We start from the raw sequence: 12,425 nt of genomic DNA, 5'->3' as shown, positions 1-12,425 counted from the left end.
TTTAGTAAAATATTCCCCGATGCATTTCACGTTAGATGAAACCGACCTGCACATACTGGACCTGTTACAGGAAGATGCGCGTCTTACCAACAAGGAGATAGCCGCCAGACTGGGAAAATCAGTAACCTCCATATTTGAACGTGTGAAACGGCTTGAATGTGAGGGCTATATCAAAGGCTATGTAGCCATCCTGGATAAAAAACGCATGGGCAAACACGTAACAGCTTTTGCAAATATTACACTTAAAGAGCATGGGCATGATATCTTCCAACTGTTTGAGGAGAAGGTCAATACCTTTCCGGAGGTGATGGAATGTTATAAAATCAATGGTCCTTATGATTATCTGCTGAAGGTGATGGTTGCGGATCTGGAAGAGTACGAACTGTTTATTACCAACAAACTCTCACGGCTGGATGCCGTCAGCAGGATTAACAGTCTTTTTGTAATAGCGGAGCCCAAACATGAGACTGCCTTGTCATTGACTACAGGGCAGATTATCAAGACATCAAAGCATGGTAAAAGGGAGGAAGGTCTCTGATGAGCCGTGGTCATCTTGCTGCGAAAGTTACATGCTTCAAAAACTTAACATTAGAAATGACCAAAGTTAATATTAGGGTAACACTCCCTTAACACACGCTATATATTTTTGGAAACATGCGAACATATAAGGAAACCTATTACTATCAATACCCTTATTGTTGCCTATAACAAGCTTGTATGAATAATTTTCTATCTGCTTTTCCTGTCATTTTACCTATGTCTATGTCTGGGAATAAGTAAGGAATTAAACAAGCCGAACAGAATAATTTGCTCACATAGCTCAAAACTTAACATATAAGTTATTGAGTGTGATACGTGCGTCTGTGTGTTAACATTAATTTAATATTGTGTTAACATATGCGTAATGTAGCAGGGATACGTTTGCGTCAAAATTGAAAAGACGTGAATAAGCAATTCTATTCATTATTGTTATTTGTGAGTATCCTTGTACTGTCGGCTGCCGGCTTAAGAGCTCAGATCACCACTTCCCAGATCACCGGGAAAATAGTGAGCAGTAAAGGAGAGGCCCTGCCAGGGGTTACAATACTGGCAGTAAACACTTCTACAGGTACCCGTTACGGTGCGCAGACACAGGCAGACGGTCGTTACCTCATCAACAACGTTAACCCTGGTGGTCCATACACAATCACCGTTTCCTATATAGGTTTTAAAACTGAAGAAGCTCCCGGAATTAATCTTTCCCTGGGTAGCTCTACTTTCAATTTCCAGTTGGCCGATGCTTCTACTGCACTGAGCGAAGTAGTAGTAAAAGGCAACACCACACAGAAAGGCGGTTCTTTCAAAATTGGTCAGAACCAGTTGAAAACCCTGCCTTCGATCAACCGTAGTTTCCAGGACTTTACCCGTGCTACTCCACAGAGTAATAACAACTCTTTCCTGGGTACCAACTACCGTTACAATAACGTTACATTGGATGGCGCGATCAATAACGATGCGATCGGCTTCAGCCCTTCCATGGGTGGTCAGAGCAATAGCTCCGGACAGCCTGGTAGCAGTACCCGTTCCAACCCGGTATCACTGGATGCGATCCAGGATATCCAGGTATACCTGGCTCCATATGATGTGAAAATCGGTAACTTTCTGGGTGGTAGTATCAACGCGGTAACCCGTAGCGGTACGAACGAATTCCATGGTTCGGTATACGGTTTTGGCCGTAATGCTGACCTGATCGGTAAAAACAATGCCGGTGACGGTTCCAAACTGCCTTCCAGTTTCCATGACTATCAGACCGGTATCAGATTAGGTTTCCCTATTATCAAGGATAAATTATTCTTCTTCACCAACGAAGAGATCGCACGTCGTCGTGATCCGGTGATCCTGGGTGCTGGTTCAGCTGATATGCCGCTGATCACTGTACAGGAAGCTGAACAGATCCGTCAGCACATGCTGGATCTGGATGTGAGCAAATCTGGTAAGTATGATCCGGGAACTTATGGCAACACTTCTATTTATTCAAATTCCAATAAGTACTTTAACCGCTTAGACTGGAATATCAATGATAAACACCAGTTGTCACTGCGTAACAATACCATTACTTCAGAAGCTACCAACCTGGAGCGCGACCAGCAGAACTTCCGTTTCAGCGGTATCGACTTCAAACAGGTAAACAATCAGTCTTCTACCGTACTGGAGGTGAAAAGCCGTTTTAATAACTCCGTTTCTAACAGTTTGATCGTTGGTTACTCTACCGTTCATGACTACCGTGACCCGACTTCTGATCCTTCCCTGGCACAGATTCAGATCAAATCAAGAGGTGGTACTATTTTCCTGGGTACAGACCGTGAAGCGTCTATCTTCAACATGAAGCAGAAGACTTTTGAATTCACTGATAATGTGAATATCTTCAAGGGTAAACACAACATCACTATCGGTACGCATAATGAGCTGTATAACATCACTTATGGTTTCGTGAACTCCTGGAATGGTCGTGTTGACTATGAAAGCATCAACGACTTCCTGAATGACGCACCAAGCCGGGTACGTGCTAACTTTAACTATGCTAATAATTCCCGTGATTATATCATGGCGAATCCACCAGCTCAGTTCAAAATTGGTATGTATAGCCTGTACGGACAGGATGAGATCCAGATAACTGATCGTTTCAAACTGACTCCAGGTCTCCGTTTTGACTACACAAATCTGCCTAACAGACAGAGCCTGAGTGACAAGACAACGAATGCTCCGGTAGATCCTAACTTCGGTACTACTTACAGCTACACGAAGCCAAAAGATATCAACAACAAATACCTGAACAATATTCAGATCTCCCCCCGTCTGGGCTTTAACTACGACATCAAAGGCGACCAGAGTCTGGTACTGCGTGGTGGAACAGGTCTGTTTACCGGTCGTATTCCATTCGCTTGGTTAGGCTATGCTTACTACAACAACGGTACTACCTATGGTGCATATGACAAACGCTTTACCGCAGCTGCTCCTCCTGCAGCAAACAGCAATCCTGTAAAAGTATCTGACCAGGGTGCAGCGCAGTTTGTAACCGCACAGGGTGTTGATGTACACGATGCATCTGGTGCTACGCAGGTGGATCTGATCGACAACAACTTCAAGATGCCACAGATGTGGAGAAGTAGTGCAGCACTGGACTACTCTACTAAGAACAGATGGAGATTTACTATCGAAGGTATCTATACCAAGACTATCTACGATCTGAAGTTCCAGCAGGTGAACCTGGTAGATAATCCTACCTACAATATCTACGATACCGATAAGCAACAGCCTATCTACAGTGGTACCAAGATCAACTCTAAATTCACCAACGCTTACCTGTTGTCTAATACAAAGAAAGGTTACCGTTATGCGGTTACTGGTCAGGCAAGCAAAGCATTTGACTTCGGCTTTAACTTCAGCTTAGCATATACATATGGTCAGTCTAAAGATATCACGAACGGTATCCGTAACTCTATGGAGTCTAACTGGCAGCTGAACCAGGCACTGAATCCTAACGATCCACACCTGGCTTACTCTAACTTTGACATCCGTCACCGTATCGTAGCAACCGCTAACTACAAAATGGACTGGAATCACAAGGGTCGTTTTGTGTCTAACTTCGCGCTGTTCTTCAACACTTCTTCCGGTCTGCCATTCTCTTATGGTTTCGTGAATGCAACTATCCAGGGTACACCTCAGCAGGTTAGTCTGGCGTACATTCCAAAAGATCAGGCAGAAGCACGTCAGTTCTTCACTCCTGCTAACCAGGCAATGGCTGACGCGTTCTTTGCTTATGTAGAAGGCGATAAATACCTGAGCAGCCGTAAAGGTCAGTTCACAGAACGTAACGGTGGTCGTACGCCATGGAATACACAGGCTGACTTCCGTTTCTCACAGGATTTCAACTTCAAAGCCGGTAAATCCACTCACACGCTGACACTGACTTATGATATCATCAACCTGACAAACCTGTTGAACAAGGACTGGGGTATCCAATACTTCTCTCCAAACACCTTCAACTCAACTGCGAGTGTAGGTTTGTCACAAAAAACTCCAGGCTCTCCTTCTGCTTACCCAGTATACGAGTGGTCTAACCCTGGTACGCCTTATTCCAGAGATTTCTTTGGAAGCAGACACCAGATGCAGCTGGGATTGAGGTATTCATTCTAAAATCTATAGCGCATAAAAAAGCCTGGCTTTATAAAGCCAGGCTTTTTTATGCGCTATAGATTTTAGAAGAATTAGGAATTAAGAATTAAAAATTGGTGTGAAGTGGCCTCTGGCGGTGAGTAATGGGAGGTTTGGGGATAGTGGTTATGTGGTTGTTAGGTGATAGCAGGAGGAGCAGATGACTTTAGATTAGGAATTAACGATAAGAATTGAAATGAAATGAAGTGACTCCAGCGGTGAGTATTATTATGTGAGAGGTGAGAGAATGACTATTATCAGATATACCTGTCAATGGCAATTTTAGTGAGGGTTTAAGGGGGGATTAGGCGGTTTTTCTTAGAATTCTTAATCCTTAATTCTTAATTTTTAATTTTTCCAATTGTTAATACGCAGATAATGTAGGCGTAACAATGGAGTAATACACGGCGGGTAATTTTACAATATAATTTGAACGTAAGCGTAGATTTTCATAAGCTGTTTTAATCGAACGTCCCGGGAATTATCCCGGGACTTTTTTATGTCTTTATTGCTTATGAAGGATTATTTATTGATGAGGATAAACTGACGGCTTATCTGCTCTTTGGTGACGCCTATGAGCCAGTCATCTACCCTGATGCTGGTATCTGTCAATCGTTCTACCTGAAGGTATTGGGTGACAGAGTCCTGGCCGGTGATGATCAGGTTGACCCTTTTACCGGCGGGAATTACTTTATAAGTTCCACTAAGGTGATATGATTTGGCGTCAAAGACGAATTGTCCGTTACGGCCAAATATATAATACGCAGAATCTTTCGGACCTATTGTCTGCCAGGCAGTATCAGGCATGGATAACTGCTGGGATAACTGCCAGGATCCGGTAACATCTATTGAGGGGGTAGCCTCTATGTCATTTTTTTCGCAGCTGCAAAATAACATGAGTAGCAGCAAGCTGGTTAATAGTGATCTCATGCATAGGAGTTTGTAATTAGAACGCAAAAAGTCCCGCTTAGTTACATTATAATCCCAGTTTACCTGCGTATTTCTCAGGATTTTTCTCAAATACACGTTTGCAGGTAGGAGAACAGAAATGTAAAGTATCCGTTTTATATACACTCCACTCTTTGTACATGGTATCATAAGGCATGCCACACACAGGATCCGGCAGTTTACCGGCAACAACTGCATTTTCAGCCGGAGCATGTTCCGCAGGTTGTGTAGTGACAGAATCAGTACCAGCAGTGTGTTGTGTGCCGGAGTTGCCACAGGCAGTCATAAAGGCTGCAAGCAGCAGTATATAGGATGCATTCAGTAAATGCTTCATCGTCATATTGTTAGCGGTTAAAGGAATCAGGCAGCAGCCTCGTTGTCTTTATTAATACGCATCACTAATATGCGGAAGTAGATCTTAAGCGTAAAGGCAAGTACCAGGGAACCTGCCAGGCTCAGAGTAATAATTGATCCGGTAGCAGTGGTCAGCAGGAAAGCTGACAGCTTCGGTAAGTAAGGTGCGATTAACGCCAGCAGGGCGATAATAAATATATTACGAATTTCTGTGCGGTATTGTTTTAACAGGCCGGTCATTGGTTCAAAGATTAATTCCGGTGAATAATATACAAAATTAAGGCATAATGAATAGAATACATTGTACAAATCCCGGAGAATGATGACCGGTTTATGTCAATTTATCAGAACCAGGCATAAAAAAAGGGTCCGCCGTATGGCGAACCCTTGGCTATAATCGTAATGTGATTGTAATTACCAGATAACCACTCTTTTATCGTCAGACAGTACCATTTTACTACCTGGTGTGCAACCCCATGCATCAGCAAATGCTTTCAGGTGAGGAAGCGGACCATTGATACGGTCTCTTGCCGGTGAGTGAGGATCGGTCTGGATCTGGTTGCGCAGGGCAGCATCTGTTGTGTTTGCGTGCCATACCTGTGCCCAGCCCAGGAAGAAACGTTGTTTCCAGTTGAAACCATCAATTAATGCTGGTTCTGGTTTACCCTTCAGGGATTTCTCCAGGGCATTGTAAGCCAGTGTCAGACCACCCAGGTCAGCGATATTTTCACCGATGGTCAGGGCGCCATTGATAAAGAAGCCTTTCTGCACCTCGATACCGCTGAAATAGTTGATATAACGTTTAGCCAGTGCCATGAAATTCTTACGGTCAGCATCTGTCCACCAGTTTTTCAGGTTACCTTCTGCGTCGAACTGAGAACCCTGGTCGTCAAAACCGTGGGTGAATTCGTGTCCGATTACCGCAATGATACCACCATAGTTGATCGCATCATCTGCATTGGCATTGAAGAATGGCGGCTGGAGGATACCCGCAGGGAATACTACTTCGTTATTAAGCGGGTTATAATAGGCATTCACGGTCTGAGGAGTCATACCCCACTCGCTTTTGTCTACCGGTTTGCCGATCTTGTTAAGCGCCTCTTTATGGTCATATTGCGCGGCGGCAACGATATTTTCTACCAGGTTAGCTGGTTTGATATCTATGCTGGAATAGTCCTTCCATTTGTCAGGATAACCGATCTTGTAGGTAAAGGAAGCCAGCTTTTTATGGGCCATTTCTTTAGTAGCGGCACTCATCCAGGTCAGGCTGTCGATACGCTCGCCATATACGGCGCGTACGTTCTCGATCATTTCAGATACCTTCTGTTTGGAGCTTTCCGGGAAATATTTCTTAGCAAATACTTTACCCAGCGGCATACCCATAATACCATCTGTAGCACGGATAGCGCGTTCCAGGCGTGGACGCTGTTGTTTGGTGCCACGCATAACGCTTGCGAAGAAGTGGAAGTTCTCATCATCCAGCTGTTTGTTCAGGAAGCCGGCGAAATGAGACAATACCTGCCAGCGCAGCCATGTTTTGAGTGTTTCCGGAGCAGTACTTTTCAGCAGCGCTGATACTTTGGATACATATGCTTTGTTCTGGATGATCAGGGTATCTGATTTTATACCCTGTGCATTGGTGAACGCATCCCAGTCGTAGTCAGGCGCCAGTTTCTTCAATTCGCTGTAGTGTGCTTTGTTGTAGGTCGCTACCGGATCGCGCAGCTCAACGTTGGAAAGCTGTAATTTAGCCACTTTGGTTTCAAAATCGAGGATGGTCTTACCCGGCTCCGCTTCTTTAAAACCAGCGCTTGCAAATTGTTTGTCAATGTGCTTTACGAATTCGTCGCGCACTTCTTTAGTGCTGGCGTCTGGTCTTTCGTAATAGCTTTTTTCACCCAGGCTCAGACCGTCCTGTCCCTGGTAGAGGGCATTCATTTTACTGTTACGGGCATCTGCTTCAACGCCGAAGTTGATCACACCTGGAATGCCGATGGCTTCCAGTTCGCCGGAAACTTTGGAAAAATCTGCCAGTGTCTGAATACTGTTAATCTTATCGAGATAAGGCTGTAATGGCGTAACAGCCAGTTTCTCGATAGCTGCAGTGTCCAGGAATGAGCGGTAGAAATCTGAGATCTGCTGCTCTTCAGTACCTTTTTTGAGATCTTTCTGATCTGCAAGTGACAGAATAATGCCTTTCAGACGTACTTCCTTGTTTTCCTTATCCAGTACGTTAAATGCGCCCCAACGACTTTCTGTGGAGGGGATGGGGTTGCTTTTCTTCCAGTTGCCGTTTACATACTGGTCGAAATCATCGCATGGTTTAGCGCTTGAATCAATGGAACTTACTTCGAAAGCGGGGACTTTGGTCGTGTCTGCTGCTGCTACAGCTGCTGTATCCTGCGTTTGTTTGGTGGTGTTGCCGCCATTACAGGCTGCCATAAGCGTGACAGCTGCCAGTAATGGAAGTTGCAAAGCGTAAGTGCTCTTCATAAAATAAACAGGTTTAGTTTTTAAATATAACTAAAACATCCCATGCGGCCTTAGCGCTTTTTGACAAATGGTCTGATCGATAGGATGATTGTGGGAGGTTTGCTGACTCTTTAGTAGGTTTGTGGTCTTTTAAAACCGGATACATGAACTTTGGTGTAAAATTATTCAGGGTACTAAATGGCATTGGTATCGTCATGACCAGCTTTTTATTGTTAGCCTTTCTGAGATGGATGTTACAGATTGGATTCATCGGGGCAGGACTTCCTGTCATTTTCCTGGGAGGAGTGCTGATCCATGCCATATTAGCGAACGGTGTTCAAAAAAGCTTGCGGAATCCGGAATTACCCGTAAAAGACAATACACTAAACGGGGTACAGATCCTGGGTTTTTTCCCCATATTGATTGGGCTGTTAGTGGTGGCGACAGCCTCCATGTTGAATAATCCCGACTGGAGGGATCTGGTGGCTAAAGACTTAGCCGATCAGGCAGTAGCCAGCGCGCAAAAGATGCCAGATGGTACCATTGAGTCAAGTATTGTTCTCGGACAAATACTAATGACCGTATATGGCATTATCCTTGTCGGCAATGCAGTAGTTGCAATGATCTACGTGAAACAGTTGAGGGATCGCCAGAACGAAGACCAGAATGGGAATCCGGACGATATAGGCGCCTGATCTGACACATAAGCCCAAATCCTTAATATAACAATAATGGAACCATTAGCTGAGCGCATAAGACCCGAGACCCTGGATGAGCTGGTGGGACAGGAACACCTGACCGGCAAGGACAGCATACTACGTACTGCTTTACAACAAGGCAGAATTCCTTCGATGATTCTGTGGGGGCCTCCGGGTGTAGGTAAAACCACGATCGCCAATATTATAGCACACACACTGGACGTGCCTTTTTATACTCTTTCCGCGATCGCGGCAGGTGTGAAGGAAGTTCGCGAAGTGATTGAAATAGCCCGTAAACAGGGATATGCCGTTCTGTTTATCGATGAAATTCACCGTTTCAATAAGTCACAACAGGATGCATTACTGGGGGCTGTTGAAAAAGGGATCATTACCCTGATCGGCGCCACTACTGAGAATCCCTCTTTTGAGGTCAACTCGGCATTATTGTCACGCAGCCAGGTATATGTACTGAAACCCCTCAGCGAACGTGAATTGCTGCAATTATTACAGCAGGCCATGCAACAGGATGAATGGCTGGGCAGTAAACAGATCGAATTAAAAGAAACAACAGCACTATTCAATATATCAGGAGGAGACGCCAGGAAACTACTGAATCTCTTTGAACTTGTCGTAAGCACGCTGCAAAATGAACGGCCTATTGTCGTTACCGACCAGAAGGTGATGGACATTGCCCAACAGCGGGTAGCGATCTATGATAAGACAGGCGAACAGCACTACGATATTATTTCTGCATTTATCAAGTCTATCAGAGGGAGTGATCCTAATGCGGCCGTGTATTACCTGGCGCGTATGATAGAGGGCGGCGAAGATGTGAAATTCATTGCCCGCCGTTTGCTGATCTCTGCTTCTGAAGATATCGGCAACGCCAATCCTAACGCACTACTGCTGGCGACCAGCTGCTTCCAGGCGGTGACCATGATCGGTTACCCGGAAGCAAGGATCATCTTATCACAGTGTACTACTTATCTTGCTTCTTCGGCAAAGAGTAATGCATCTTATATGGCCATCAATAATGCAATGTCTGTTGTATCTCAGACAGGAGATCTCCCTGTGCCAATGCATATCCGCAATGCGCCTACGAAGATGATGAAAGATATGGGCTATCACAAAGGATATGAATATTCTCATGACTATGAGAACAACTTCTCCCAGCAGGAATATCTGCCTGACCGTATCAAAGGAATGAAATTGTACGATCCGGGCAAAAACGCGCGGGAGGACGAGATGCGTAAGCACCTGCGTAACCTCTGGAAAGAGAAATACGGTTATTAGTCTGCCTTAGTCTTCACCTTTTTTCTCCAGTATCTCAAATGGCACATGTATCTGCACGCCCTGCTCATCTACGAGTGTAAGGGTGTGTTTACCTGCTGGTGGATGTAAAGCCATCTGATGGAATTCCTGCGTCGTTCCCAGGTAGCTGTCATCCATATGCCAGAAGATCTTTTCTGCCGTATTGCGGTGTGTAGCTGTAAATACGGCCTCTCCCGGCTTACCATCTATCTCTATTGGTACATAAATACGCGCATTGGGTCTCGGATAGATCACCTCCATCGGTGCTTTATCCTGACTGAGGGTAGCCAGACATTCCTGTTTATAAGGGGGTAAAGGCAGATAATTATGTTTGGTGCGATAGTAAAATTCCATGGCAGGCGGTAATATAAACCAGGGTACATGCTGCATCTGGGAAGGGGATTCACAGTCGGCTGTCACGCGCAATTGACCGCTATGATCCAGGTGCACCAGCTGATGATAAGGACAGAGTCCTGAACGAAGACCGTTGGCAGGAACGGCGATAGAATCTTTCTCCGGACAAAGATCGCTGGCCCTGTAACCGCTTTGCCGGCATACTTCAATCTTCCGCAGCTTATCGTATGGAGTATTGAACCAGCTACCTGTATGGAGGAGTCTGAATACATCAAACATAATCGGTGCAGCAGTAGACACACCAACCAGCCCTGGTCTTCCTTCTCCATCGGCATTGCCCACCCATACACCGACAATGTATTGTGGCGTCACACCGATTGCCCATCCATCCCTGAAACCAAAACTGGTACCTGTTTTCCATGCAATACGCTGTGAGGAGGAGAATTGTTGCCATAACATCTCCTCTCCCGGCCGCATTACCTCTTCCATTGCCTGAAAGGTATACCAGATCGCGCCTGCATCTAATACGCCTGTGGCAGAAGGGGCAAATTTTGACACCCGTTTAGCATCTTTACGATAGTTCGGTGCATGGATGTCGTCTGCGTCATACTTGCCATTGTATTGCTCAAGATGCAGCAGTGTGCGGGCCAGACTGGCATACATACCTGTCATTTCCCAGAGGGTAGATTCCCCTCCGCCTAATATCAGTGACAGACCATAGTGGTCAGGTGGTTGATTTAATGTTGTAATACCCAGTTTCTTTAGCAATGCGTGCATTCTTTCATACCTGTATTGTTGCAGCATTCTGACTGCCGGTATGTTTAATGAACGAGCCAGTGCCTTACTGGCAGGTACAGCGCCGTCATAACCCAGGTCAAAGTTCTGTGGTGTATATCCGGCTATCTGTGTAGGAATATCCGGTACCAGTGAATGCGGTAGTATAATCCCATCCGTGAGCATGGCCGCATACAGAATCGGTTTCAGTGTACTACCCGGACTACGGGGCGCCTGTATAATATCAACATGGCTTTCCGTCTCCGGATCTTCGGGATGATAAATATTTCCTACATAGGCTAATGCATCACCGGTTTCCACATCCAGTACAACCGCGGCTGCATTGTTGATGCCATTGGCTTTATAAACAGCATGATATCGTTCTACGATATTGCTGACATTCCGCTGAAGTGCGGCATCTAATGTAGTCTGGATACGTGTTACGGCTTTTTCGTCCCTGGTTTTTTGTGCAGGATAATCTCTGCGGAAACGATCCAGCAGATGAGGTGCATCCTGTGGCAATGCTTTGGGCTGATCGGGTAATGGTTCCAGTTCAGCCAGCTGACAGGTTACACTATCAATGGTTTCATTATGCCATAACCTTTCCAGTAACTGATTCCTTTTGCGTAATAAGATCTGCCGGTTACGACCGGGGTGTACCAGGGCCGGACTATTGGGCAATACCGCCAACGCCGCCGTTTCCCCCCATGACAATTGTGTCGCACTACGACCATAGTATCGCCAGGAAGCAGCTTCCAGTCCTACGACGTTTCCGCCGAAAGGTGCATTACCTGCGTATAAGGAGAGAATACTTTTTTTGGAATAGGAAAACTCCATCCTGGTTGCCATCACCGCTTCAATCAGCTTCTGAAAGATATTACGCTCTTTATTGCGGGAGAGGCGTATCACCTGCATGGTGAGCGTACTACCGCCACTCACTACCTTTTTACTGCTGAGGTTCTGTCTGATCGCACGTCCCAATGCCAGTAGATCTACGCCCCAGTGATGATAGAAGCGTTTGTCTTCATACGCTACAATACAGGCAGCAAATTTTTCAGGTACCCGTTTGTCAGCCGGGAATCGCCATTGCCCGTCTGTAGCGATGGTTGCGCTTAGTAATTCGCCGTTACTGTCTTCAATTACAAATGAGGTCGGTGTGGTGAAAAGACGGGAAGGGATACAAAAGATGTAGAGTATAAGGAGTAGTGTTGCGGCAATGAGCCACCATTTACGTTTTCGGAACCAGGGAGACATAAAAACGAAATTAAGAATTAAGAATTAATAATTAAGAATTGGAATGCAGCGAAGATTGCCTGATAG

9 protein-coding genes are annotated in these 12,425 nt (G+C 45.4%); 4 read left to right on the top strand and 5 right to left on the bottom strand.

All coding sequences use genetic code 11. The features are described from left to right. Window positions 1-19 precede the first annotated feature (19 nt). Together CPIN_RS00840 and CPIN_RS00835 are read left to right on the top strand one after the other, a co-directional pair. The gene (locus tag CPIN_RS00840) at window positions 20-538 is read left to right on the top strand and encodes an Lrp/AsnC family transcriptional regulator (RefSeq protein WP_012787849.1); all 519 of its coding nucleotides are present in this window, start codon (window positions 20-22) and stop codon (window positions 536-538) included. A gap of 404 nt (window positions 539-942) precedes the next feature. After that, window positions 943-4,176, top strand: coding sequence for a TonB-dependent receptor (locus CPIN_RS00835; protein WP_012787848.1), 3,234 nt, complete (start codon window positions 943-945; stop codon window positions 4,174-4,176). Window positions 4,177-4,716: 540 nt separating this feature from the next. On the opposite strand, the gene CPIN_RS00830 is transcribed toward CPIN_RS00835, so the two are convergent. The 4 genes from CPIN_RS00830 to CPIN_RS00815 all read right to left on the bottom strand — a co-directional run bounded on the left by CPIN_RS00830 (window position 4,717) and on the right by CPIN_RS00815 (window position 7,989). Then, window positions 4,717-5,124 (bottom strand): hypothetical protein, encoded by a 408-nt coding sequence (locus CPIN_RS00830; RefSeq protein WP_012787847.1) that lies wholly within the window; start codon window positions 5,122-5,124, stop codon window positions 4,717-4,719. Window positions 5,125-5,170: 46 nt separating this feature from the next. Then, complete coding sequence (locus tag CPIN_RS37830) at window positions 5,171-5,476, bottom strand: YHS domain-containing protein (protein WP_044217559.1); 306 nt, start codon at window positions 5,474-5,476, stop codon at window positions 5,171-5,173. 26 nt (window positions 5,477-5,502) lie between these two features. Beyond that, the gene (locus CPIN_RS00820; RefSeq protein WP_012787845.1) at window positions 5,503-5,736 is read right to left on the bottom strand and encodes a hypothetical protein; all 234 of its coding nucleotides are present in this window, start codon (window positions 5,734-5,736) and stop codon (window positions 5,503-5,505) included. A gap of 174 nt (window positions 5,737-5,910) precedes the next feature. Next, complete coding sequence (locus CPIN_RS00815; protein ID WP_012787844.1) at window positions 5,911-7,989, bottom strand: M13 family metallopeptidase; 2,079 nt, start codon at window positions 7,987-7,989, stop codon at window positions 5,911-5,913. Between the two features lie 143 nt (window positions 7,990-8,132). On the opposite strand from CPIN_RS00815, the gene CPIN_RS00810 reads away from it, so the two are divergent. Both CPIN_RS00810 and CPIN_RS00805 read left to right on the top strand, forming a co-directional pair. After that, a complete protein-coding gene (locus CPIN_RS00810) occupies window positions 8,133-8,663 on the top strand; it encodes a hypothetical protein (RefSeq protein WP_012787843.1) in 531 nt (176 codons plus the stop codon). A gap of 36 nt (window positions 8,664-8,699) precedes the next feature. After that, the gene (locus CPIN_RS00805; protein ID WP_012787842.1) at window positions 8,700-9,959 is read left to right on the top strand and encodes a replication-associated recombination protein A; all 1,260 of its coding nucleotides are present in this window, start codon (window positions 8,700-8,702) and stop codon (window positions 9,957-9,959) included. Between the two features lie 6 nt (window positions 9,960-9,965). On the opposite strand, the gene pbpC is transcribed toward CPIN_RS00805, so the two are convergent. Continuing rightward, complete coding sequence (pbpC, locus tag CPIN_RS00800; protein ID WP_012787841.1) at window positions 9,966-12,359, bottom strand: penicillin-binding protein 1C; 2,394 nt, start codon at window positions 12,357-12,359, stop codon at window positions 9,966-9,968. Window positions 12,360-12,425: the final 66 nt, after the last annotated feature.

Source organism: Chitinophaga pinensis DSM 2588 (assembly GCF_000024005.1).
Classification (GTDB): Bacteria; Bacteroidota; Bacteroidia; order Chitinophagales; family Chitinophagaceae; genus Chitinophaga; species Chitinophaga pinensis.
Note: the sequence above shows the minus strand (reverse complement) of the source record. Positions and strands in the feature narration are given on the sequence as shown.

What these genes read in the sequence shown, in the direction of transcription:
- CPIN_RS00840 (WP_012787849.1), top strand. Translation starts at nt 20, where the DNA reads ATGCATTTCACGTTAGATGAAACCGACCTGCACATACTGGACCTGTTA.
- CPIN_RS00830 (WP_012787847.1), bottom strand. Translation starts at nt 5,124, where the DNA reads ATGAGATCACTATTAACCAGCTTGCTGCTACTCATGTTATTTTGCAGC.
- CPIN_RS37830 (WP_044217559.1), bottom strand. Translation starts at nt 5,476, where the DNA reads ATGAAGCATTTACTGAATGCATCCTATATACTGCTGCTTGCAGCCTTT.
- CPIN_RS00820 (WP_012787845.1), bottom strand. Translation starts at nt 5,736, where the DNA reads ATGACCGGCCTGTTAAAACAATACCGCACAGAAATTCGTAATATATTT.
- CPIN_RS00815 (WP_012787844.1), bottom strand. Translation starts at nt 7,989, where the DNA reads ATGAAGAGCACTTACGCTTTGCAACTTCCATTACTGGCAGCTGTCACG.
- CPIN_RS00810 (WP_012787843.1), top strand. Translation starts at nt 8,133, where the DNA reads ATGAACTTTGGTGTAAAATTATTCAGGGTACTAAATGGCATTGGTATC.
- CPIN_RS00805 (WP_012787842.1), top strand. Translation starts at nt 8,700, where the DNA reads ATGGAACCATTAGCTGAGCGCATAAGACCCGAGACCCTGGATGAGCTG.
- pbpC (WP_012787841.1), bottom strand. Translation starts at nt 12,359, where the DNA reads ATGTCTCCCTGGTTCCGAAAACGTAAATGGTGGCTCATTGCCGCAACA.